27 protein-coding genes are annotated in these 24,768 nt (G+C 32.7%); 22 read left to right on the plus strand and 5 right to left on the minus strand.

Features of this window, described 5'->3' with window-relative positions; translation table 11 throughout:
* The first annotated feature begins 15 nt into the window (after positions 1-15).
* From pstC to pstB, 3 genes are read left to right on the plus strand one after another with little or no spacing between them, the layout of a single operon-like run.
* Positions 16-957 (plus strand): phosphate ABC transporter permease subunit PstC, encoded by a 942-nt coding sequence (gene pstC / locus F0527_RS05930; RefSeq protein WP_150284103.1) that lies wholly within the window; start codon positions 16-18, stop codon positions 955-957.
* Positions 957-1,835: a phosphate ABC transporter permease PstA gene (gene pstA, locus F0527_RS05935; RefSeq protein WP_147193664.1), complete on the plus strand. Its 879-nt coding sequence runs from the start codon at positions 957-959 to the stop codon at positions 1,833-1,835. Before pstC ends, pstA begins: the two co-directional genes overlap by 1 nt.
* Positions 1,836-1,848: 13 nt before the next feature.
* Positions 1,849-2,676 (plus strand): phosphate ABC transporter ATP-binding protein PstB, encoded by an 828-nt coding sequence (pstB, locus tag F0527_RS05940; RefSeq protein ID WP_150284104.1) that lies wholly within the window; start codon positions 1,849-1,851, stop codon positions 2,674-2,676.
* Between the two features lie 71 nt (positions 2,677-2,747).
* Here pstB and F0527_RS05945 read toward each other — a convergent pair whose 3' ends face one another.
* Positions 2,748-3,212, minus strand: coding sequence for an endolytic transglycosylase MltG (locus tag F0527_RS05945; protein WP_150284105.1), 465 nt, complete (start codon positions 3,210-3,212; stop codon positions 2,748-2,750).
* Entirely contained in the window at positions 3,209-3,595 is a 387-nt protein-coding gene (locus F0527_RS05950) for a hypothetical protein (protein WP_066786558.1), read from the minus strand. Before F0527_RS05950 ends, F0527_RS05945 begins: the two co-directional genes overlap by 4 nt.
* A gap of 162 nt (positions 3,596-3,757) precedes the next feature.
* On the opposite strand from F0527_RS05950, the gene rpmG reads away from it, so the two are divergent.
* The 4 genes from rpmG to F0527_RS05970 all read left to right on the plus strand — a co-directional run bounded on the left by rpmG (position 3,758) and on the right by F0527_RS05970 (position 6,887).
* On the plus strand, positions 3,758-3,907 hold the full coding sequence (rpmG, locus tag F0527_RS05955; protein ID WP_066786565.1) for a 50S ribosomal protein L33: 150 nt from the start codon (positions 3,758-3,760) through the stop codon (positions 3,905-3,907).
* Between the two features lie 58 nt (positions 3,908-3,965).
* Positions 3,966-4,535, plus strand: coding sequence for a 5-formyltetrahydrofolate cyclo-ligase (locus F0527_RS05960; RefSeq protein WP_147193657.1), 570 nt, complete (start codon positions 3,966-3,968; stop codon positions 4,533-4,535).
* Between the two features lie 17 nt (positions 4,536-4,552).
* A complete protein-coding gene (locus F0527_RS05965; RefSeq protein ID WP_150284106.1) occupies positions 4,553-4,759 on the plus strand; it encodes a YqgQ family protein in 207 nt (68 codons plus the stop codon).
* A gap of 229 nt (positions 4,760-4,988) precedes the next feature.
* Positions 4,989-6,887 carry an LTA synthase family protein gene (locus F0527_RS05970; protein ID WP_066786572.1) on the plus strand — a complete coding sequence of 633 codons (1,899 nt, stop codon included), beginning with the start codon at positions 4,989-4,991 and terminating at the stop codon, positions 6,885-6,887.
* 110 nt (positions 6,888-6,997) lie between these two features.
* On the opposite strand, the gene F0527_RS05975 is transcribed toward F0527_RS05970, so the two are convergent.
* Positions 6,998-7,177, minus strand: a complete 180-nt coding sequence (locus F0527_RS05975) for a DUF2759 domain-containing protein (RefSeq protein ID WP_066786576.1) — start codon at positions 7,175-7,177, stop codon at positions 6,998-7,000.
* A 187-nt stretch (positions 7,178-7,364) separates the two neighbouring features.
* On the opposite strand from F0527_RS05975, the gene F0527_RS05980 reads away from it, so the two are divergent.
* The 3 genes from F0527_RS05980 to F0527_RS05990 all read left to right on the plus strand — a co-directional run bounded on the left by F0527_RS05980 (position 7,365) and on the right by F0527_RS05990 (position 10,096).
* Positions 7,365-8,003: an MBL fold metallo-hydrolase gene (locus F0527_RS05980; protein WP_150284107.1), complete on the plus strand. Its 639-nt coding sequence runs from the start codon at positions 7,365-7,367 to the stop codon at positions 8,001-8,003.
* Positions 8,004-8,257: 254 nt separating this feature from the next.
* Positions 8,258-9,139: a GNAT family N-acetyltransferase gene (locus F0527_RS05985; protein WP_150284108.1), complete on the plus strand. Its 882-nt coding sequence runs from the start codon at positions 8,258-8,260 to the stop codon at positions 9,137-9,139.
* A gap of 54 nt (positions 9,140-9,193) precedes the next feature.
* The gene (locus F0527_RS05990; RefSeq protein ID WP_150284109.1) at positions 9,194-10,096 is read left to right on the plus strand and encodes an aminoglycoside phosphotransferase family protein; all 903 of its coding nucleotides are present in this window, start codon (positions 9,194-9,196) and stop codon (positions 10,094-10,096) included.
* 101 nt (positions 10,097-10,197) lie between these two features.
* Here the strand turns inward: F0527_RS05990 and F0527_RS05995 are convergent, their stop codons facing one another.
* The gene (locus F0527_RS05995; protein ID WP_066786585.1) at positions 10,198-10,437 is read right to left on the minus strand and encodes a DUF2626 family protein; all 240 of its coding nucleotides are present in this window, start codon (positions 10,435-10,437) and stop codon (positions 10,198-10,200) included.
* Between the two features lie 130 nt (positions 10,438-10,567).
* Complete coding sequence (locus F0527_RS06000) at positions 10,568-11,269, minus strand: helix-turn-helix transcriptional regulator (protein ID WP_223823526.1); 702 nt, start codon at positions 11,267-11,269, stop codon at positions 10,568-10,570.
* A gap of 254 nt (positions 11,270-11,523) precedes the next feature.
* Between F0527_RS06000 and F0527_RS06005 the strand changes: the two genes are divergently transcribed.
* The 12 genes from F0527_RS06005 (at position 11,524) to F0527_RS06060 (ending at position 24,681) form a co-directional block, all read left to right on the plus strand.
* The gene (locus F0527_RS06005) at positions 11,524-12,204 is read left to right on the plus strand and encodes an ATPase, T2SS/T4P/T4SS family (RefSeq protein WP_150284110.1); all 681 of its coding nucleotides are present in this window, start codon (positions 11,524-11,526) and stop codon (positions 12,202-12,204) included.
* Positions 12,205-12,261: 57 nt separating this feature from the next.
* Positions 12,262-13,545 carry a site-specific integrase gene (locus tag F0527_RS06010; protein WP_150284111.1) on the plus strand — a complete coding sequence of 428 codons (1,284 nt, stop codon included), beginning with the start codon at positions 12,262-12,264 and terminating at the stop codon, positions 13,543-13,545.
* Positions 13,546-16,155, plus strand: a complete 2,610-nt coding sequence (locus tag F0527_RS06015; RefSeq protein WP_150284112.1) for a hypothetical protein — start codon at positions 13,546-13,548, stop codon at positions 16,153-16,155.
* A 13-nt stretch (positions 16,156-16,168) separates the two neighbouring features.
* Complete coding sequence (locus F0527_RS06020; protein WP_150284113.1) at positions 16,169-17,782, plus strand: site-specific integrase; 1,614 nt, start codon at positions 16,169-16,171, stop codon at positions 17,780-17,782.
* The gene (locus F0527_RS06025) at positions 17,769-18,395 is read left to right on the plus strand and encodes a hypothetical protein (protein WP_150284114.1); all 627 of its coding nucleotides are present in this window, start codon (positions 17,769-17,771) and stop codon (positions 18,393-18,395) included. Before F0527_RS06020 ends, F0527_RS06025 begins: the two co-directional genes overlap by 14 nt.
* 285 nt (positions 18,396-18,680) lie before the next feature.
* Entirely contained in the window at positions 18,681-20,150 is a 1,470-nt protein-coding gene (locus F0527_RS06030) for an AAA family ATPase (RefSeq protein WP_150284115.1), read from the plus strand.
* A 239-nt stretch (positions 20,151-20,389) separates the two neighbouring features.
* On the plus strand, positions 20,390-20,707 hold the full coding sequence (locus tag F0527_RS06035; RefSeq protein WP_285842936.1) for an ArsR/SmtB family transcription factor: 318 nt from the start codon (positions 20,390-20,392) through the stop codon (positions 20,705-20,707).
* Between the two features lies 1 nt (position 20,708).
* Positions 20,709-21,761, plus strand: coding sequence for an ACR3 family arsenite efflux transporter (arsB, locus tag F0527_RS06040; protein WP_150284116.1), 1,053 nt, complete (start codon positions 20,709-20,711; stop codon positions 21,759-21,761).
* A gap of 6 nt (positions 21,762-21,767) precedes the next feature.
* Positions 21,768-22,190: an arsenate reductase (thioredoxin) gene (gene arsC / locus F0527_RS06045; RefSeq protein ID WP_150284117.1), complete on the plus strand. Its 423-nt coding sequence runs from the start codon at positions 21,768-21,770 to the stop codon at positions 22,188-22,190.
* A 61-nt stretch (positions 22,191-22,251) separates the two neighbouring features.
* Entirely contained in the window at positions 22,252-22,620 is a 369-nt protein-coding gene (arsD, locus tag F0527_RS06050; RefSeq protein WP_150284118.1) for an arsenite efflux transporter metallochaperone ArsD, read from the plus strand.
* Positions 22,620-24,395, plus strand: coding sequence for an arsenical pump-driving ATPase (gene arsA, locus F0527_RS06055; protein ID WP_150284119.1), 1,776 nt, complete (start codon positions 22,620-22,622; stop codon positions 24,393-24,395). The genes arsD and arsA overlap by 1 nt, the downstream gene beginning before the upstream one ends.
* A gap of 1 nt (position 24,396) precedes the next feature.
* Entirely contained in the window at positions 24,397-24,681 is a 285-nt protein-coding gene (locus F0527_RS06060; protein WP_150284120.1) for an iron-sulfur cluster assembly accessory protein, read from the plus strand.
* Positions 24,682-24,768: the final 87 nt, after the last annotated feature.

Below are 24,768 nucleotides of genomic sequence, written 5' to 3' on the forward strand. Positions count from 1 at the left end.
AAAGGAGCGCTTGAATTGGCTACCAAAAAGCTAGAAGAGAAAACAGTACAGGAGTTGATTGAGCAGTCTCAGAATCAAAGCTCACATTTGACTGAAAAATTAATGCCTAAGCTTTTATTTATAGCAGCATTGGTATCTGTACTGACCACAATAGGCATCATATTGACGTTGGTAGTAGAAACAGGTGAATTTTTCACGAGGGTAAGTGTCTGGGAATATCTTTTTGGAAAGGAATGGTTTCCTTTCTCAAGCACTGACCCTACATACGGAATTTGGCCATTATTAATGGGCACTTTAAAGGTCACGGGAATCGCTATAATCGTAGCGGCTCCTCTGGGCCTTGCGATTGCCATCTATTTAAGCGAATACGCTAGCGACAAAATTCGACAGGTCATTAAACCGATATTAGAAATTTTAGCGGGTATTCCGACGATTGTTTATGGATTCTTTGCACTTACATTCGTCACTCCATTACTCCAACATATCGTACCATCGCTTAAAATATTTAATGCACTTAGTCCGGGAATTGTGATTGGCATAATGATTTTACCTATGATTGCATCTCTTTCAGAAGATGCCATGTCTCAAGTTCCCAATTCACTAAGGGAAGGCGCCTTGGCATTAGGGGCTACAAGACTTGAAGTTGCTTTAAAAGTTGTATTACCTGCAGCATTATCTGGCATACTGTCGTCAGTTGTACTTGCTGTATCTAGAGCCATTGGTGAAACGATGATCGTCTCGCTCGCTGGGGGATCAACACCTAAGTTCGATATGCAAGTTACAGATTCTATTCAAACGATGACAGCATATATCGTGCAGGTAGCAAGTGGCGATGCGGGTTACGGTACGACCATTTATTATTCAATCTATGCGATTGGATTTACGCTATTCTTCTTTACTTTCCTAATGAATATAGCGGCACAGTTTTTATCTAAGCGATTTAGGGAGGGATATTGATGAACCTCATCAACCAGAAAGAAATATTGCATAGAATCCAAAGTAGGGTAAACCTAAATCGATTTGTAAAAGGTATTTTTCTAGTAGCGACATTACTTGTTTTAGCTGTTCTCGCGTTATTATTATTTCGTCTGATTAGCCAAGGAGCGGGACATTTATCACTTGATTTCCTGGGGAATTATTCCTCACGTTTTGCTGCCAAAGCTGGTATCAAAGCTGCTTTGGTTGGTTCCATATTGTTAATGTTAGTGGTTGCTCCAGTGACTCTTATTATAGGCGTAGCTACTGCCATCTACTTAGAGGAATATGCACCAAAGACCAAACTGACAAATCTTATAGTAATTAATATTTCAAATTTAGCAGGAGTTCCTTCTATTATATTTGGACTTCTTGGCTTAACGGTTTTTGTACGGGGACTAATGCTAGGGAAAAGTGTCTTAGCAGCAGGATTAACGATGAGTTTACTGGTACTACCTGTTATTATCGTCTCTTCACAAGAAGCAATCAGAGGTGTACCAAGTGATCTAAGGGAAGCTTCCTATGGAATGGGAGCTGCCAAATGGAAAACAATTTTACATGTTGTGTTACCAGCAGCCATCCCTGGCATTGCCACAGGGTGCATCCTCGCTCTCTCGAGAGCAGTTGGTGAAACGGCTCCGCTTGTTATTTTAGGTATTCCTGTTATCGTTTATTTTCTGCCAACTGGTTTATTGAGTGAATTTACCGCATTGCCTATGCAGATATTCGACTGGGCAAAAAGACCTCAACCTGAATTTCAAACGGTAGCAGCAGCAGGGATTGTTGTACTAATGGTATTTTTACTTCTATTGAATTCACTAGCTGTCTATATCCGTTATAAATATCAAAAACGCTATTAAGGGTGGTAAGCAAATGTTACATGTCCAAGTTAGAGAACCAGAGAAGAGAAAAGTAGAAGGTTCCAAGATTATACAAATAGAAAAGCCGAGAGAAATCTTTCAAACCAACCATTTGAATGTTTGGTACGGAGAACAGCATGCTCTGAAAGACATTAATCTTTCCATTAAAGAAAAAGAAGTGACAGCTATCATCGGACCCTCAGGCTGCGGAAAATCAACTTATCTTAAAACATTGAATCGAATGGTTGAATTAGCTTCAAATGTTCGTATTACAGGCGATATCCTTTATAAAGAGGAAAATATTCTGCACAAAAAATATACAGTAGAACGCTTGAGAACGAAAGTAGGAATGGTATTTCAAAAACCAAATCCATTTCCTAAAACAATTTATGATAATGTAGCGTACGGACCTAGAATTCATGGGATAAAAAATAAAAAAATGCTAGACGAAATCGTTGAAAACAGTCTAAGAAAAGCTGCACTTTGGGATGATGTGAAAGACCGCTTGCAGCATCATGCATATGGTTTGTCAGGAGGACAGCAGCAAAGACTTTGCATTGCAAGATGTCTCGCGATAGAACCTGATGTGATTCTGATGGATGAACCGACTTCTGCGCTTGATCCGATTTCTACTTTAAAAGTAGAAGAATTAATTCAGACATTAAAACAGAACTATTCTATTATTATTGTGACACACAATATGCAGCAAGCAGCACGTATTTCAGATCAGACTGCTTTTTTCTTGCACGGTGAGATGATAGAATGCAGCCAAACCAATAAGTTATTTTCATCTCCTGCTGATAGAAGAACCGGCGACTATATTTCTGGGAGATTCGGATAATGGCTTGCCTACAAAAGAATCGAAAACAAAAAGATGCGGAAGAAGGACTGTGCTCTTATCCGCATCTTTTATTATTTTTTTCGAGTTATGATATTTAATATTTCTTGATTGGACATATCAGAAGTTAGCTTATAGTCACCGATTTGAATATTTTTAGATGCATCTTTATCAGCCATGAACCGTTCAAATGCACGTTCATCTTTAATTATGCCGCCTTTTTTTATAGCTTGGCTAACGTCCTCGCTGTCCATCCCTCGATTGATAACTAATGTATAGGAATGAATTTTTTTTACAGCAGAATCATTTTTCAGCTGATTGTAATCAGTTTGAATTTTTGCCAGTTGTTCTTTGGCTTCAGCAGCTTCTTTTTGTAGTGAGACAAGCTTATCTTTTTGTATTTTCACTATATTTACTTTAGATGAGCTCGCTGCAATCCGGTCATTGCTGGGCTTTTCTGTGAATTCATTGTATAAAAACATGGCACTGCCAGCGATGAATAGTCCAAGGCCAAATGAACGAAGAGTTGATTTTCTCATAAACGTCCACCTCGAGAAGTGATCACTGCATGGACTTGTTCCTGTGTAAGAGAAGAACGCTGGCTAATTTCGGGCACTGTATAGCCTTGTTGATGTAATGCGAGTACCTGGCTAATGAGAATTTGATGGATATTATTTATGTTCGTTTTCTCACGACGTTGGTAAGTATCCTGTTTTATAGTTTTAGTTTTTAGCAGAGGGGAATCCATCATTAACTCCTCTTCTACTGCTTTTATACGATGCTTTAATTGGTTAGTTTCTTGATAAAACTGAAGAGAAAGCTCTTCCACTTCATTTTCTAATTTTTTGGGGTGGTTGCCGATAAAAAAAGATGCAATAAAAACAACTGTTCCTACAATTATGAAGAGTACAGGTAGATTCATTCGTTCACCTTCGACCTTTTTAAATTTGCTCAATTTATTGTAACATATGGACAAGTATTTAGAAATGACAGTAGATTTTTTTGCAATCTGTGATATAATAAGTTAGTCGTATAAATCATGCTCACAAAGTTTTATTCTTTATATAGAGTGGGAGGGATAACAATGCGCGTTAATATTACATTAGCTTGCACTGAATGTGGTGAACGTAACTACATCTCAAAGAAAAACAAACGTAACAATCCAGAACGTCTTGAATTAAAAAAATATTGTTCTCGTGATCACAAAATGACACTTCACCGTGAAACAAAATAATGCTCATTGCCAAAACCTCCAGTGGTTTTGGCATTTTCAATTTTAAAGGGGTGGCGAAATGGATAAAAAAGATCTTCGAAATGCAATGCAACTGCAATTGAAACAACTTGCTGCTGATACATATAAAGAAAAATCCGCCATTATACATAGCAAACTTTTGGATGAATCTGCAATTAAAGATGCGTCTGTTATCGGGATTACTTTATCTAATTTTCCCGAAGTTGATACTTGGCCACTTATTGAGGAGCTATGGGCTAGAGGGAGGTCAGTTGCAGTACCTAAATGTCATCCCAAGACAAGAGAGATGACATTTTATGAAATTACATCATTTGATCAAGTTGAAATAGGTTACAGCAGAATTTCAGAACCCATACCAAATCGCACAAAAGTAGTAAAAAAAGAAGAAATTCAATGCTTAATTGTGCCGGGGCTTGCATATGATAAAGATGGTTTTAGACTTGGCTTTGGCGGTGGTTATTATGACCGGTACTTGTCGAATTATAGAGGTTCAACAATTTCTTTAGCATTTCAATTGCAGGTGGTTGAAAAAATCCCGCGAGATGATTATGATTTATCTATTGGAAAAATTATTACAGAACGTGAAATAATTCTCGTGGAGCAGAAATGAAAGGGGGCAATTAACCCTTGGAGACAGTATACGATGTTATGCAGCTTTTAAAACGTTTTGGAACTTTTGTTTATACAAAAAACCGTGTTGGCGATTTGCAGCTGATGGAAATAGATTTAGTAGAGCTCTATAAAGGTGGTTTAATCGAAGCGCAAGATTTTCAATTTGCACGCCATATTTTAAGGACTGAAACGAAAAAACTGGAAAGTCAAAGGTACAGTTAATTTTCGTTTGTAATAAAAGTCCTTTTACAGTTGGGTATTAAATCCAATTTTTGTGAATAAAATTGAAACCTTTTCAGGGTTTAAATCGTTAATTAATGGGTAGTACACAGTATGGGAAATTATTCTGTAACAAAAATGTTGCGTTCCTGTAAAAAAAGGATTAGTATATATTTTGTTTCTTTCAGACTGTGAACAAAAGAATAAGAAAGAAAGTAGGAGGATAATAAGCATGAAACTCAAAAAGCTTCCTAAACATACGATATTAGTGATAGCCATTGTCACTACTTGGATCAAGACCTATATCACATATAAAACGAGCTTTGATATGAAGATTGAAAATGCTATGCAAGAATTAATATTGTTGATTAACCCGCTTGCATTTTTATTATTTATATATGGTATTTCATTGTTCTTCAAGACGGCAAAGGTACGGAATCGATATTTAATTACAATTAGCGCTATTTTATCCATTGTAGTATATGGTAATGTAGCATTCTATCGCTTCTTTAACGACTTTATTACATTGCCAGTTCTATTCCAAACAAATAACTTCGGAGATTTAGGCAATTCAGCAGCTTCTTCAATCTACTGGTATGATATTTTCTTCTTTACAGATGTTATTTTATTAATACTAGCAGTTAAATTGTTGCCAATTGCAAAAGAAGCAACAGTTGTAAGACCAAACTTGCGCAGAACTTACTTTGTTTTGTCTTTTGCGATGCTTTTCTTAAATTTAGGATTAGCAGAAACAGAAAGACCTCAACTATTAACACGTAGTTTTGACCGTGAACTATTAGTTAAAAACATGGGAACATACAACTATCACTTATATGATATTTTTGTGCAATCAAAATCACATGCTCAACGAGCTCTTGCAGACGGCAGTGAGTTGACAGAAGTAACAAATTATGTGAAATCAAATCAAGCTGATAATAATAAGAAAACATTTGGCGTAGCTAAAAAACGTAATGTGATTATTATTTCTCTTGAATCAACTCAAAACTTTGTTATCAATAAGAAAGTGAATGGCCAAGTCATTACACCTTTCCTTAACAAATTATCTAAAGACAAGGATACATTCTACTTCGATAACTTCTATCATCAAACTGGGCTTGGTAAAACATCTGATGCAGAATTTATTGTTGAAAACTCCTTATACGGTACTGGACGTGGCGCAGTCTTCTTTACAAATAGCGGCAATACGTTCAATTCAATGGCAGAACGATTAAATGGGAACGGTTATTATACATCTGTTCTGCATGCTAACAATAAAAGTTTCTGGAACCGTGATATGATGTATCAAGCTTTAAATATTAAACATTTTTATGATGTAGATTCATACAATGTTACAGATGACAATTCAGCTAACTGGGGCTTAAAAGATATTCCATTCATGGATCAATCAGTTAAGATTATGAAAACAATGCCACAACCGTTCTATACACGGATGCTTACATTGTCTAATCACTATCCATTCACTTCAGATGAAGAAGATCAAATGATTGAACCGTATACATCTAGTGACAATACAGTAAACCGTTATTTCCAAACTGTCCGCTATACGGATGAATCTATTAAAGAATTGTTTAAGCAATTGAAAGCATCAGGCCTATATGATAACTCAGTTATTGTTATGTATGGTGACCACTATGGTATTTCTGAAAACCATAATAAAGCGATGGCTCAGTATTTAGGAAAAGATTCAATTACACCGTTTGATTCTGCTCAGCTTCAAAAAGTGCCTTTCTTTATCCATATTCCTCATTCAGGAATTGGTAAACCAATGCACGAGGTAGCTGGTCAATTAGATATTCGTCCAACTGTTTTACACTTACTAGGTGTTGATACATCTAACGATTTACAACTGGGTGCAGATTTATTCTCTAAAGATCACAAAGACTTTGTGACATTCAGAGATGGCCGATTTGTAACAGACAAATTGTTATATGCAGGTGAAGTATGCTATGACAAGAAAACTGGAGAAAAAACAGATGCAGAGAAATGTGATCCTTATATCGAGCAAGCAAACAAAAAACTAGAGTACTCTGATCAGATTATTAATGGAGATTTACTTCGTTTCTATGATTCAAAAACAGGCAAAGCTACTGTTAAGAAAGAAAAAGAATAGAGTGAAAAGCCGTACTGTCTAATGATGACAGTACGGCTTTTAAAATGTTTTTGTCAGCAGATGCAAAAAAAGGCTGTCCTTTAATAGGACAACCTTTTTTTGTTTGTTGATTAATGTAGGCTTGGCGGGAAACCTTGATGTAGGATCGTCATGAAAACGAACCAACCAAAAACAGCAAATGCTGCAAAGTTAAAGATGATGCCAAGAATAGCTTTTTCTTTAATGCTTTGGATTGTGCCAATAAGCCCAAAAATTGCTACTAGGCCAAAAATAACCATTAATAAGTTCAAGTTAGACACTCCTTTCGACATCAGAAAATGAATGTCGCAAACAATATTCCTTCTCTATTGTAAAGCTATTTTTAGTTTTTGTCGAGAACAAAAAGTGACGGATATATGAACAAGCTTAAAGATTTCTAAAGATTAAGGCTTTGGTTCTCGCAAGAAATGATTTATCATGGATATAGAGGTGATTGAAATGTTAAATATACGAACTTATCCGCTTGGCCCCATTCAGGCCAATTGCTATGTTGTAAGCAACAATAATAAAGAATGTTTGGTGATTGATCCAGGAGGAGACGGAGAAGCATTTGTTAGAAAGTTACGATCGTTAGGTCTTAAGCCTAAAGCCATACTCTTAACACATGCCCATTTTGACCATATTGGGGGTGTAGAGGATGTGAGACAAGCTTTCGAAATACCAGTATATTTGCATAAAGCAGAGGCTCATTGGTTACAGGACCCAGCATACAACGGTTCTGGTAGATATGCTGAAATTCCAGATGTGACGGTGAATGCTGCGGACCATTTGATTGATAAGGAGCAAACCTTAGAGCTTTTTGACTTTAAGATGGATATTTTCCATACGCCCGGACATTCGCCTGGCAGTATTTCTTTTTACTTCCCAGAAGATCGGTTTGCGATTGTAGGAGATACTCTATTTGAAGGTAGTATTGGTCGTACAGATTTAGAGGGAGGAAATCAAGAACTATTGCTTAAATCTATCCATGATCATTTATTAAATTTGGATGAGGATACTATTATTTATCCTGGTCATGGTGAACCCACTCGAGTGGATATTGAAACAGAACAGAATCCTTTTTTAAATGGTTTTTAAGTTCTAATGAATTGTATGAATGTTAAAGCTTACTGAGCACCATTCACCATATCTACAGTTTTGTTAAAAAGAAAAGAAGCAATATTTGGCTGAACAAAAGCTAAATATTGTTTCTTTTTTTATATTTTAAAGGATAATCTGTAATCCTTAAATGAAAGATACTTCTTATAATCGTGATTAAAAGGAAAAGACTAGTAGATTATAGAATTAATACTAATAGAGATATTAATAATTCATACGGAGGAGGTAAGCTTATGACATTGACGTTAAGCCAATCATCTATTGAAGAATTAAATAGGATTGCGGAATTCATTGCGAGAATGAATTGTATTCCTGAAAACCACATCGGATATTGCGGAAAAAATGCAGAGGAAATTATGAGTACATGGAAGAAAGATTTTACAGATGTGCCTGCAGAGAATGCATTTATATCAGCTTTAGATGAAAACAATATAATAGGAGTTTGCGGTTTTGATGCAGATTATGAAAGAAAAACTGTGGATATATGGGGACCTTTTATAAAGAATAATGATGCATTAGAGACTTCAAGTATATTACTAGAAGCGCTACTGAAAAAAATTCCTGATCAAATAGATTCTGTTACACTTTTTCCTGACATTCGCAATAGACTAGTAATAGATACAGGGAAGTATTTGGGTTTTAAACCAGTTAGTAAACAAACAATCTTAACTTGTACAAACCAAACTTTAAAGGCAAAAAAGACTCAGTCTGTTAGTAAGTTGCCAGCATCTCACAATGAAGCATTCATTAATCTGCATAATTCAACTTTTCCAAGTTCATATTTATCCGGTGAGGAGATATTGCAAGGATTAAATGATGAAGCGGCAGTTTTCGGAGTAATTGAGGAAGACAATTTGATAGGTTATCTATATGCAGAAGCTAATCCTACATATTGTGAAGGTAGTATTGAATTTTTTGGTGTAGATACCAATGCCCGCGGTAAGGGAATAGGTACAACTCTTTTAACAGGAGGGTTGCAATGGCTGTTTTCGTTTCCCTCTATCAAAGAAATCTCTCTTTGTGTTCGATCAGATAATGAACATGCGATCCACATGTATAAGAAAATCGGATTTCAAGAAGAACATAATCTGATCTTGTTACAAAAAAATAAATAATTTTAGAAAAACAAAAATTCCTAGTTCAAGAAAAGAGCTAATTGAGGTGAAAATATGCATATTTTAAAAGAGAGGGAGAAGTTTAAGCTAATCAAGCCAATAATGAAAGGATGGTCTACCGACAAAAAATACTTTGTTGAAAACGAGCTGAATCAAAACATGTTACTTCGGATTGCAGAAATTTCTCTATATGATGAGAAGGTTAAGGAATTTGAAGCAATGAAACACCTCGCAGAATGTAAAGTTCCCGTGTCAAATCCAATTAAAATAGGAATATGCGACGATGGAAAAAGCGTATATTCCCTTTTTAAATGGTGCGAGGGAGAGGATGCCGAAATAGCGTTAAAAAGTATGACGGAAATAGAGCAATACAGACTTGGTAAGGATGCGGGGCGAATATTGAAGGAGATTCATCGAATACCAGCGCCAGAAAGCCAAGAGGAGTGGAAAGCTCGATTTTCACGTAAAGCTGATAGCAAGATAAAAATGTACCAAGACTGTGGGCTGAAAATAGAAGGCGGGGAAAAGATAATTTCCTATATCCAAAATAACAAACATCTTTTAGAAGGAAGGGCTCAATGTTTTCAACACGGTGATTACCATGTAGGAAATATGATAATTTCATCTAAAGGAGAGCTAAGTATTATTGATTTTAATCGCTATGATTATGGTGATCCTTGGGAAGAGTTTAACCGGATTGTATGGAGTGCTACGATTAGTCCTCACTTTGCAACAGGACAGCTTAATGGCTATTTCAACGGAAGGCCGCCAATAGACTTTTTCAAACTCTTGGTTTTTTATATTTGTAGTAACATGCTTTCATCCATTCCATGGGCTATCCCATTTGGAGAAGACCAAGTAACCATTATGAAAAACCAAGCAAAAGATGTGCTTACTTGGTTCAACGGAATGGATGACCCTATTCCAACCTGGTATTTAGAAGATTATTATATATAAATAACTGAATAGCCAAAAAGTATGTCTTATAAAAAGCAAAAGAGCTATCAATATTAGTAAGATCTAATATCAATAGCTCTTTATTACATATTGTCTGTTTCTTATTCCATGCCAGGAACGTGAATGAATGTAGTCCAATAAGTAAATCCAGCAAAGAATACAGTTAAATATGCTCCGAAAATGTACATATACATGCGTTCTGTAAGGTTTAAGAAGCCTAATAGAAGGAAAAACCCTGTGTTAGCTACGAATAATAGCGAAACCTCTTTCATACCACCTAAATAAAACATAACTGCGAAAATACCTGTCCAGAAGCCAAGCACCTTATACATATTATCCATGTACGATTCCCTCCTTTTCGACGACACAATAATCTCATACTCATTATAAATGATTGAATTTTGCCTGTAAACTGCAAGATGTAAAGACTTTGTGACAATGAAGTGTAAATTCCATTAACATTACGAAAAATTATATATTTATTTGATAAGTACAGTATTCACAGTTTTGCATCATACTTTCTACTTGCACAAAATCGCTTACATTAAACAATGCATCAAATTGGCCTTTCAAATAAGATTCATGTAATGCACAAACAAGTCTTGCATTATGCTTGATTTCAGTGTGGAAAGGGCAGTTATAAATAGCAAAAGACAGGGTTTTCCCAGCAGGGGTTTCTTTGATCATTGGGATATATCCAATTAATGCAGCTGTATCAGTTAAAATTTCCAGCTTGTCTTCAAAAGTTAAGTGAGTTATTTCTTTTCGCTGTTTTTGAATGGTTGCTTCAATCTCATTTCGTCCTTTTTTATAACAAATCTTTTGGCCAACTATATAAGCTTCCTCGCCGAATTCTCCTAAAATGTCGATTGCCCAATCTAGCAGCTCTTCATTATTTCGCTTTGGGAAAGATAACGAAATACCTTCTTCTAAAGCTTTATAACGCCGTCCTGGACGTCCGCCCTTTCCTGTTTTTTCATACTCTGCGCTAATAACATCTATCTCTGTTAGTTTCGTTAAATGGAGTCGCGCAACATTTGGATGAATATGAAAGTGGTCGGCAATCTCTTGCACGGAGAAAGGCTTCTTCTCTTGCAACATATACTGATAAATTGAAAAACGAGTTTCATCTGATAAAGTGCTAGTCACTTTCAGTGGATTATGATTAATCAAAAACAGCCACCTCCTATAAGAATACTACCATTATAAAGCAATTATGGAATAGTGACAGTAGATTTCGCGAGATTTATTGAAACACTTATGGAGATACTTGTTCTATACAGCGAGTTAAATATTTCATGCTGATAGAAAGAGAGAATTATATCGAAAAATTCAGAAATATAGCATTCCAAATCTAATAGATTACTTGTATAATAGTGTTAACAGGTAAAGAGCGGTCCTTGCTTGTTGGTTGAAGAGGAGGTAAAATGCTTTTTTCTGATACAGAAACTGTTGTTGAACAGAAGACAATGCAATTATTAAAAAAGGCGATGGAATTTAATGCTACAGATTTACATCTATTGCCTACAACTGATCGCTATGAAATTTATTTCCGCAAATATGGAAAACTTGTCCCTATAAGCGGGCTCCCCCTAGATATAGGAGATCGTTTGATCTCTTACTTAAAATTTTTATCCTCATTAGATATTAGTGAAAAACGCAAACCCCAAAGCGGCTCATTCGAGCATATTTTCAATGACCAAAATGTTTCTTTTCGTGTATCAACGCTTCCTTCCGTATTTATGAGAGAAAGCCTCGTCATACGTTTAATGCTTCAAAATCGAACAGTACCAATTACTGAATTAAGCATGTTCTGTGAATCGGCCAAAGACTTAATACGACTGGTAGAACAGCCACAAGGTATCTTGCTGATGACTGGACCAACTGGAAGCGGAAAATCGACAACACTCTATTCTTTAATCAATCATCTTTCAACTATGCATCAAAAACATATTATTTCACTTGAAGATCCCGTTGAAAACAACCAGTCTCATCTTTTGCAGATACAGGTGAATGAACGAGCAGGGGTCACATATTCTGTCGGCTTAAAAGCTATTTTGCGCCATTCTCCAGATGTTATATATACAAAAATGTTCGAAATACTGTAAAATGTTACTAAGGCTAATAATTTAATATGTTCATTTGAACATAGGGGGAGATTTTGTTTGAAAAACAAATTTTGTGTGATTCAAAGAAAAGTTGACTTGCCTAATGGAAAAAGAGTCATAAAAACTTTTATGGCAATTAAATTTTCAGATACAGATATATTATTTCCACATCCAGTAACTAAATTTATTTCTCAGAAATATGAAAAAAGAAATTTATCATTAAACACAATAAAATCTTATTCAGAAGATCTTAAGGGTTTTTTAAATCATCTTATAGACTTCGAAGAAAATATCGGTTTAACTAGCCTAAAAGTGAATCATGCTATAAAATATTTGAATTTTTTGAATGAGAGAATTAGCAAGGGTCAGCTTAAAAAAAGCTCTTATAAAAGAAAAGAAATCGTTTTAGAAGAGTTTTATTTGTGGCTGTCTGAGAGCAATTATATAAGTGATCAAATTGAAACTAATATATATAAAAATATTTTTAATGGTGATAGCTTCCTCAAAGTAAAAAAGAGTATATTCAGTCATCCGAAGTATTCGTTAATTACTGCAAATGAAGTTAAGAATGAAAAATTTTTAGATAGTGAAGTAGTTCATGACTTTCCAAAGAATAGAATAGAGTACATACATACTTTTTTGGAATTTACTTTATCTTTGACACCCGAAATAGCATTTGGTGTGGCATTACAGTTTTTAGGTGGATTAAGGAAAGGGGAAGTTGTAAATCTAACCATAAATGCTTTTCCTAAGGAAATTCATAAAAGTGATCCGTATTTTATAATTAAAATAAAAGATAGGTATGAGGAAATTTTTGGAGATAGAAAAAGAAGTTATGTACATGAACAAGTGAAAGTTTCAAGAGATCAATTGATATTAAACTTAGGGATTGTCTATGAAATATATGAACTCCATATGAAAAGAAGAGCGTCCTTTAACCCAGAAAGTCAGGCAATGTTTACCTCTAATCATTCCCAGATTCCAATTAGTGGTCAAATGTATACCAAAAAGTTCAACTACGTAAAGAAAGTTTTTTTAGACTATCTATTGATAAAGGATAGATATGTATATGAATATTTAAGACAGCATGAATGGAGCTCCCATTTCGGTAGAGGCGTATTTACTAACTTTTTAATACAGGATTTAGGCTGGGGAGCAGAAGAAGTAAGATTGATGCGTGGAGATAAAAATTTAACATCTACTCAAGCTTACATAGACAAAATAATGCTGATAAACAATGCTAAAAAGGTTTTAGATATAATACCAAAAATAATGGAGCAAGAAGATATAGCTAGGATTAGCAGTATTGGAGAAATTGTTAAGAAGATTAGAGGTGATTAAATGAGTGAATATATAGCATTTAATAAAGTGAAGCAATTATTTGAATATGGTTGTAAAAGTAAAAATTTTGTTAATAACTTAGTAGACATTGGAATTGTAAGGAAGAAAATTTCAGAAGGAAATATTTCTTATAATAAAGAGGATCTAGAAAGCTATGTTTATAGTGTTGAATCAACTATAAATAATTGTATAAGTTTACCCCAATTATCATTTTATATTAGTGGTGTGAGTTCTAACAAAAATAATAAAAAGAAAGTTTATGAATTTGCAAGAAAGGTTGGATTAGAAGAGGTTAGATTACCTCTGAAAATTGCGAAAGAAAATCATGTCTATTTCAAATTGGATTCAATTGATCAATTTAAAGACGAATATGTCTCTATCGAAGAAGCATTTCACATTAATGCCATGTATTCGGATATTGGAACATTCATCAAAAGGCTGAAAACAAAAAATATTGAGTTATATGAAATGATAAAGTATAACAAAGCAACTTTTGTTAAGAGATCAGAATTAAGTAAGATAAATTCTATCGACGATGTTGTAACTTTCCAACAAGCGATGAAACAATCAGGTTTAAATAAAAATTCTTTCAATGAGGTTTTAAAAGAATATAAATATGAAGTAATTAGGGGGAGAGAAAGAAAAACTTATTTAAACAAAAAAGATGTAGAAAACCTACTGAGAAAACAAAAAGAAATGTTAGATTATTTTGAATCTAATCACTACGATTTGAATACTATTAAATGTTTAGTTAGAGAGGAAGGTTTAGTTAAAGAAAAAGGTGAATTGTTAGCATCTTTTTCTAAAATAGAAATTCCAAATTTAATACGAATATCAAAATATAAAAATAAGGCTATTGTATATAGTAAAAAACAATTTGATGAGTATCTGAATAATTTAAAGTTAAATAACCTGTCTAAGGAAATATTATTAAACATGGAGTTAGATTCTATGCAAACATATTTTGATTTGCTTAGAGTTAATGGAATTATAACAGACAATTTAACAAATTTAACATGGCAAGAATGGTTTAAATGTGTTGAAGCAGAACTGAAATTTCTGGTTAAAATAAAACCACAAACTAGAAATTTAATAGTACAGTTAAAAAATGCAACATTTGTTCTTTACCAATTTATATCAAATAATGAAGTATATGATTTTAAAAATGGAGAAATTAAATTAGGTTTATTTAGCTTAGAAATTCCTCTTGTATATAGAATATTGTTTAGAAAGTTTTTAAATTCATTTAATTTAATATTAATTGATAAAGGAATTAAACCTATTCAGACCTCGAATTTAATTGTAAATGAAGCATCTTCTTTTATAGAGAAAAAAATATATTCTTACGATAATTATCAATATATTTATAACGAAATTAAAGATTACCAAAAACATTTAGATTATATTATAGAGAATGACATATTGAACAAGAAAGATACTAAATATATAGAGTTTTGGATATATTGCTTGCTGCATATATTCACAGGTATAAGAAGTGAAAATGCAACTCGTTACAAAGCGTATATACCTGATTTACTAAATAGATTTGGTATAAATAATATACACGATTTAAATGACCAATTTATTACAGACAAGAGATTAGATGAAATTATTTTTTATGTCTCTAATATTTCATATGTGCATACAAAGAATGGTGAAAAAGCGCTTATTTACTGTCCGCAAAAATTAAAAAGACCTTTTATTTATGCCTTATTATGCTATCAATTAAAGATGTTGAATGGTGTACTTCTTGAAGAGGAGGAAATATACCTTAAGGCAAACAGATTTCCCAAAAACCTTTTAGAGGAATTTTTTGGAAAAGAAGTGGAATTTAAATCCAAAAAAATGACCAAAACGTTAATGACTCTGGTGGATTACTTAGAAACAGAGATATTTAATAATATACAAGGTCAAACAGCTGCAATATTGCGTGGACATAAAAGGAAAAGTACAAGCACAATAAAATATATCGCTGTAACTCAAGAAAGACTAGATAATACAATGCAAGAGATTTATGACACAGGTTTTTTTGGCTATTTATATGAAAATTTGCTTGAATTTTCGAAAGGAAATTTCAAGACGCTACAAAAGGTTAAAAAGTTTGAAATAATTAATGGCTTGAAAAGTATCTTTGGAGATACTTTAGAAATATCTCAAATAGTTGAAGATATAGTTAAAATGTCTGAATTGGACCATGAAGTTATAAATAATTACTTCGATACGAATGAAAATGAGAAAATAATGAATGATATTAGAGGGGTAGTTAGTAGGAATAATATTAGTAAAAGCAAAAATGTTAGTTGCCTGTTTAATGAATGTATTGATGATTATAGGGAATGTAGTAATTGTGTCTTTCATATACCTCATTTTTATTCAATAAACGTTCTTATTAAACGTTTTATGAGAAATATTAAAGAATATGAAATTATCCAATTTAAAGAAGTAGAGAGTGGTCAAAAACTAAAGCAATATAAGCAAATAATAAGAGATTTAAATGAGCTACTGATGTTTACAAAAAAATATGGTAAAGAATCAATTGAATTTTTAATGCAAAAGGATTATTCAGATTTAAAAGATCAAATGATTAAATTAAATAAACCTAGTAAATAAAGGAGGAGGAGATTTGGAGGCAGAGCTGTTAAATATCTTCTCAACAAATGAATATGATGATTATTCTTTAGAACGTACTCTTAACAAATTAAAAGAAATAGAGTCGGGGTCAAAATACAATATGTGCAAATTTGAAGAAGACTACTGGGAGATATTTTGTTCTCAGAATAATAAAATTGTAAAATTTGACTTCACTCTTATTAAGGAAGAATTTAACAAACTAATAATTTTTAATTCAGAATGTAATTTAAAAGTATTTATTAAATGTTGGATTGTTAGTAATTATGATGAGTATAGTCTAGCGACAATCAATAATTCATTTAAAAGGTTATCAATATTTTTTAATCAATGTGTAACATTAAAAGCAGTAGATGAAGAAGTGTTAAATGATTTATTAGATGAGTATTCATACTATATGAAAATGAATCTAACAGCCGCAATCTTAAACTTTAGTTTCTATATTGAAGATTTATTAATAGTGGAGGTTATTTCATTTTTTTCGAAATTAGATATAAAAACAATAAATAGAGCCAGACTTCTACCAAGTACAAAATTTTTATTGGTATTTCATAATAAAATATATGAATTTGAAAAATCATTAAAGAAGAAATCTGCTAGAGTACAAATATTGCATTACCTGATAAAAATTTGGTGGGAATTATCAATATTTGTTCCAATTAGACCTATAGAGGTTTCGAGACTGGAGTATAAAAATATATCTAAAGAGAATGATAAATTTTATCTTAAGATAAAAAGAAACAAATTAACTAAAAAGAGACCTAAAACCACGAAAGTTATAATTCCTCCAAATTTGTATAAATTAATAAGAAAATATTATAGAGATTCTAGGGAATATGGTAAGTCTAAGACATTATTTAACTATAAAGCGCTTCCTATTATAGGGAAAAAACCTCAAAGATTAACTGAATATTTTAATAGTAATAATATGGAATATGCACTTAAAAAATATTTATCGTTAGTGTTTGAAGATGAAGAAAAGGACCTTTATAAAAAAGACCTCAAATTATTTACTCCAATCGTAACAAGACACTTGGCTATTATAAATTTAATAAGACAAGGTTACAATTCATATGAGATTGCAGAATTAGCGGGACATACAACTTTACTTACTCAAAGTCATTATACAAATCATATTAAGAATCTGATAGATGTCGATATGATAAGCATTTTTAACTCATTTAAGTATGGAGCGAATGGAAATGTTCAAAATTTAACAAGGGTATATAGTGAACATATGGTTGAAACAATTGATCCTATAATTAAGCACGACCTTAAAATTGGTTACTGTGTAGAACCTAATATGAATTGTCCTGTTGATGAGTGTTTTGACTGTAAATATTGGAAGTTGTCTAGCGATGATTTACAGATATATAGTGATGAATTAGCAAAACATAAAAATAAAAAAACAGAACAGATTAAAGAAGTTTTACTAGAAGTGATTTCTCTTTTTGTTCAAATTCAAAATTACAAGTCAGATATCTATATCGAAAAATCTGTTGATGATAATTTAAAGAGACAAGCAAAACGATTACAAATGTTAGTTTTACAATATAAAGATTTCAATAAAATTTTTAAAATTGAGGGGGAAATCAATGGGGAGGAGTAAAATAAAATTGGATGTTATAGAAGTTGAATCTTTACTTGATAATTATGTTAAAGAATATGGAATAACATCTAAATTGGCATATAAGGATGTTCATCAGTATTTTAATGGCCTTATTGAAAAAGGGGAATTTGAATATTCTGGAGAAAAATTAAATATTTCTTATTGGAGAATACCAGAACGCCAAGGAAGAGAAATAATTGATAATTACAATGAGAAAAAATTTAACATTCAATCTGCAAATATAGACTTCATTCAAGCGTTAGAAGCTCTTAAGGATATTAATGGTGATAATAAGTATAGGGAAAAGATAATTAAAGAACTTATAAAAAGGTACTTGAATATTCAGAGCAAGCAAAAGTTACTTGAAGATAAAGTTTCAATGTTAGAAGATAAATTAGAAAAAGAAAACAAGAGGAATTTCCATTTAGAGAATATTCTTTTTGCATTTAGTCAAACCAATAGTAAAAATAGAACCAAGCACTTACTACAGATGCAAAATGAATTCATCTCAAATTTAGAAGATAATCTAATTGATGATTTTAACTATAATATAAATAAAGTAACAAAACCTAATGATGAAATTGTTAGTATTTTTGATGATTTTGAAAATTAGTTTTTACGATTTATGAAAAATAAAGATAGTTCGAAAATTGAAGAAAGTGCAATTTATTAATATTGTCCTAACATATCGGAAAAAATATAGTTAAAAATATCTATTATAATCTATAAAACTATGGTAAGATGTTAAATGCAGGTTAGAAGACTTCAAAATTTGAGTTTTAACAGCAGGATGCAAAGGAAAAATCCCTTTGCTTTTTTTTATTAATGATTTTCAGGATTTATTAGTGAAATGAAACGATTAAGATATATTGCTTAGAGGTGAATACTGTGACCGTAAGTGAATTTATTAACATTAGATTTGATGTTTAAGGAAAATTTAGCCGAAGATTATTTGAATGTTGATTCTATTAAGACTAAGGAGTTAGAAACTTTAAGTAGTTTTGTGGGGGAAATACGAAAAAAATATAGCAAAATTAACATCTTTAATGATTATTTATATGATTATAGTATACCTCAAATATCAAAACAATTTGATATTTTAAAAGTTGCCAGCGATTATATTATTAATATTGAGTTAAAAGAAACTAGTACATATGAAAAAATTAAAAAGCAACTTAAAGAGAATAGTTATTATCTAAGAAGTACAGGGAGAGAAGTTTGGACTTTCACTTACGAGAAATCCAGTAATTCTATATATCAATACATAGCCGAAGAAGACCGTTTAGATTTAATAACAGACTTTGAAAGTTTTGTCAATTGGTTAGAAGGAAAACAGGTAAGCTATTTAGATGATGAGGATATAAATGGAATTTTTAATCCTAAACAGTATCTGGTTTCAGTATTTAATGATACAGAAAAGTTTATTAGAAACGAGTATTTTTTAAATGATTTACAGCAAAGGTTTAAAAAAGAATTTGAAGATAGCGGTAAATTATTTCACGCTATTAAAGGAGAAGCAGGCACAGGAAAAACGCTATTATTATACGATATAGCTAAAGATTATAAAAACAGAGGAGAATCATTCTCAATTATTCATTGTGCTAACTTAAACATTGGTCATCATAAATTAAAACAAAAAGGATGGCTTATTACTCCTATAAAAAATTATCTAGAATGTTTAACAACAGAGTATAAAGCCATTTTTATTGATGAGGCACAAAGACTTAAAACTTTTCAACTTCAAAATATAATAAATTATGCTAGAAAAAATAAGATAAAAATATATTTTTCTTATGACCCAGCACAATATTTACACTACAATGAAAAAACAAGTGATATAGCAAATAAAATACTTGATTTAAAATCCGAAGTTATAAATAAAGTTCTTACAGGCAAAATAAGAAATAATAAAGAAATTAGTCTCTTTATTAAGAAGCTATTTGATAATCAACACAACCACACGTCTAATTTTCAATTCAGAAATTTTATTGAAGTTATATATTTTGATCAAATCAAAACAGCAAATGATTATATAATAGAGTTGATAGATTCTTCAAAAGGAGAGGCTACAATTTTAGGTTTTACACATGATCGTATAAAGGCTAGGGAATATGAGCGTTATAATTATGTCCATTCAAAATTAAACGCCCATGAGGCTATTGGTCAAGAATTTAATCATGTTGTTTTGACATTAGGAGATTTTTTAAATTACGATGTTGAGGGGAAACTGTGTGCAACTTGCAGTTCGTTTTACGATGTTGAACGAATGTTTTATCAATTGGCGACGAGAACGAAAGAAAAACTTACTCTCATTATCGTTAATAATAGAGTCTTAGCGCTACGGGCATTAAATGTATTAAATCAGTAATTAATTTTTTAATGTCACCTAAAGTAATTAGTCTTTTATTATTTACAGGCGAGATATTATAAATACTCCTACAACTAGTGCCAATCTAGCCCTTGATTCAATACCGAAGTCACTCTGCTCTTTAGGGCAGGGTTTTTTATTTGGCATAAATAGTGAGTAACACATTATTAACTTCTTGCATATATTTTAAAATAAGCGTATGCTTATATAAGAGAATAATTATATAAAGGAGTGATAAGATGATTCAGCAATCAATAATGGAAAAGCAACTAAAAGCAGTTAGTGATGCTAACCGATTAAAATTATTAGCCAGTTTAAAAAATGGCGAGGTTTGTGTATGTGATTTAGTGGACATATTACAAGTTTCCCAACCAGCTGTCAGCCAACAATTACGCAAATTAAAAGAGGCTGATATTATCTTAGAAAGAAAAAAAGGGACTTGGAAGCATTACAGGTTAAATGAAGTTCAAGCTCCTTATATTAAGGCTATTATCGATGAATTAGAGCCTATCTCATTGAACAATTGTGCATGTACTCTTGAAGAAGGTGAGGCTTAAAATGGAAAAACCTTTAACAAAACAGTTATCTTTTTTAGATCGTTATTTAACGTTATGGATATTCATTGCAATGGGGTTAGGTATAGTATTAAGCATTATTGTTCCAAATTTTAAGGATACATTAGATAAACTATCTGTCGGTACCACATCGATTCCTATAGCGGTAGGTCTTATTGTTATGCTTTACCCTCCACTTGCTAAAGTGAAATATGAAGAAATGTGGCGAGTATTTAAGGATTGGAAGGTACTATTACTTTCTTTAATACAAAACTGGCTTTTAGGACCATTTTTAATGTTTTTCCTAGCAATCATCTTCTTACATGATTATCCAGAATATATGGCCGGTCTTATCCTGATTGGGATAGCACGATGTATTGCGATGGTTATTGTGTGGAATGATTTAGCACGAGGCGATAGTGAATATGTAGCTGGTTTAGTTGCATTTAACTCTGTATTCCAGATTTTATTTTATTCAACTTTTGCTTATTTCTTCTTGGATGTAATGCCTGGTTGGTTCGGTATGGAAAACTTATCTGTTTCAATTTCTATGTGGGAAATTACAAAAAGTGTTCTGATTTATTTAGGAATTCCATTTGCTGCAGGCATTTTAACACGAGTTATCGGCATTAAACTAAAGGGGAAAGATTGGTACCAAGAAAAGTTCATCCCTAAAATCTCGCCCCTTACTTTAATTGCTTTGCTATTTACAATCGTAATGATGTTCTCATTAAAAGGAGATAAAATTGTTGCTTTACCATTAGATGTAATACGCATTGCTATTCCTTTATTAATTTACTTCTTAATTATGTTTATTGTGTCGTTCTTTGCATCTAAGAAAGCTGGAGCAAGTTACCCAGTGACTGCAGCGCTCTCATTTACAGCTGCGAGTAACAACTTTGAATTAGCAATAGCGGTGGCGGTAGCTGTATTTGGAATTAATAGTGGCGAAGCATTTGCTGCGGTTATTGGCCCCTTAGTTGAAGTACCGGTTCTAATAGCCCTTGTAGGTGTGGCTTTAAAATGGCAGAAAAAGTACTTTAAAATCAAATTATAGTGGAGTATACAAATGAAAAAACTTTATTTTTTATGCACAGGTAATTCTTGCCGTAGTCAAATAGCTGAAGGATTTGGAAAAAAGTATTTAGGCACTGAATGGGAAGTACGCAGTGCTGGTATTGAAGCTCATGGATTAAATCCTAATGCAGTTAAAGTTATGGCAGAAATCGGTATAGATATTTCTAAACAACAATCCGAAATAATTGACCTTGAATATCTAAACCATTCAGATTTAGTTGTTACTTTATGTGGAGATGCTGAAGATAAGTGTCCTATGACGCCTCCACAAGTTAAACGGGAACATTGGGGTTTTAAGGACCCTGCAAAAGCAACAGGGTCAGAAGATGAAATATGGAAAGTATTTCAGGAAGTAAGAGATGATATTGGTAAGCGTATAGAAGACTTTGCGAAACAAATGCCTAGATAGAAATTCTAGGCTTTGTTTTAAAGATATATATAAGAGTTTACTTATGTAGGGAGAGATAATAATGGAGAAAATTGAAATTTATGATCCAGCTATGTGTTGTGAAAGTGGAATATGTGGACCATCTATCGACCCAGAATTATTACGTGTGTCATTTATTGTGAAAAATCTACAGAACAAAAATTATCCGATTGAGCGTCATAACTTATCAAGTGATCCACAAGCATTTGTAGACAATATACACGTAAATGAGATCCTTAATTCTTTGGGAGTAAATAAGTTACCTTATGTATTTTTAAATGGTGAGCTAATGATGACTAACCGCTATCCAACAAATGAAGAGTTTGCAGATTGGACTGGGGAAGTTATCGGAGAACTGACTAAAAAACCGAAAGTACGTTTATCTTTAAATACAAAAGGCGGCGGTCTGTAATGGAACGCTTTACAAAACAACACTTCCCTAACACGAAATATCTCTTTTTTACTGGTAAAGGAGGGGTTGGAAAGACTTCTGTTGCAAGTAGCTTGGCATATTCCATTGCTAGTGATAATAAGCGTGTTTTATTAATTAGTACTGACCCAGCTAGTAATTTACAAGATATTTTTAATCAGTCTTTAACAAATGAACCATCCTTGATTCAAGGAACAACTTCGTTATATGCACTAAATTTAGATCCTGTGCAAGCTGCAAATGATTATAAAGAACAAGTAATCGCTCCATATAGAGATAAGTTACCTGATGTAGCCATTCAATCTATGGAAGAGCAAATGTCTGGAGCCTGTACAGTTGAAATCGCAGCTTTTAATCAATTCTCAGCATTATTAACTGACCAAAAGGTTCATGAGGAATTTGACATCATTATTTTTGATACAGCTCCTACAGGTCACACGTTACGTTTACTGCAACTCCCAATGGCTTGGAGTGGTTTTTTAACAGATAATTCATCCGGAGCATCTTGTCTAGGACCTTTAGCTGGGTTAGAAGGTAAAAAACAAATGTACAAAAACGCAGTTGATGTTTTATCAAATGCTAAACAAACTACATTGATGTTAGTTACACGCCCTGATATTAACCCATTAAGAGAGGCGGCAAGAGCTTCACAAGAACTTTCTGAAATAGGAATTGATAATCAACAGCTAATAATTAATGGAGTACTAGAAGCTTTAGATTCAGAAGATGTTTATGCTAGTGCTTTCTATAAACGACAGTCTTCAGCTATGGATAAAATGCCGGAGGAGTTAATTGAATTACCTACGTACACCTTGCCACTCGCTCCATATACAATTACATCGTTAGAACGAATGGATGCATGGTTTAATAATACATCTATCAATGAGTTCTCTTCAGAGAATGTAAGTGAGGATTATCCATTTACTGCGTCTTCCATTCATAAGTTAATTGAGGAGTTAATAGAGAATCCTAAACGTGTTATTTTTACGATGGGGAAAGGCGGCGTTGGAAAAACTACAGTAGCAACACTTATTGCTTTAGGTCTAGCCGAAAAAGGTAAACATGTACATTTAACAACAACTGACCCCGCAGCGCACATTAAATGGATACTCGGTGATAATAAATCAGAATCATTATCCATTAGTAATATTAATCCAGAAACAGTTCTGGAGGAATATAAGAAAGAAGTATTACTAAAAGCAAGTGAATCAATGGATGAAGACGGTCTTGCATTTGTACGCGAAGATTTAGAATCTCCTTGTACTGAGGAGATAGCTGTATTTAGAGCGTTTGCAGAAGTCATTGAATCACATCCAAATGAAATAATCGTTATCGATACAGCACCGACTGGTCACACTCTGTTGTTACTTGATTCTACAGAAAGCTATCATAAGGAAATAAGTCGTTCTTCTGGCGATATACCGATTGCTATACAACATTTATTGCCTACATTAAGAGATCTAGCTAAAACATCGGTCTTAATTACAACATTACCCGAAGCAACACCTGTTTATGAAGCTGAGCGTTTACAAAATGATCTTAAAAGAGCTGGGTTGCATATTTCCCATTGGATTGTGAATCAATCATTTCACAATATAAAAACAGAACATCCTTTATTATCCCAAAAAGCTAAACATGAATCTAAATGGTTAGAGAAAGTTAATTCTTTATCGAATAAAAAAACTGTCTTAATTCCTTGGAGTCTAGAAGAACCAACAGGATTAGATGGATTACACAGTTTATTGGAGGAAAAATAAGATGAATATGACTGAAAAGGCAAAAGAATATATCTTAAATGCATTGAAAGAAAGTAATGTAGACACACTTCGTTTTTATGGAATTGCAGGATGTTGTGGAATGAATCTAGCGGTTGGTCTGGAGCCAGCTAAAGAGGGCGATCAAATAGAAATAGCAAACGATGTGAAAATTGCTATCATGCCAGAAATGGCTAAAGAGTTACAAGGTGTCACTATTAATATTGAAGAACAAAATGGGGAAGTTGGCTTGGTATTAGATGGGTATACACCAGGTTGTGGCTGTTAGGATTTTATTATGACTGTTAATCACTCAAGCACATTATCTGTAGATTATTTTATTAGTTATTTGGAACTTGTGATGAGCGCAAAACAA

Origin of the sequence: Rummeliibacillus sp. TYF-LIM-RU47 (assembly GCF_008638315.1) — a bacterium.
GTDB classification, from domain to species: domain Bacteria; phylum Bacillota; class Bacilli; order Bacillales_A; family Planococcaceae; genus Rummeliibacillus; species Rummeliibacillus stabekisii.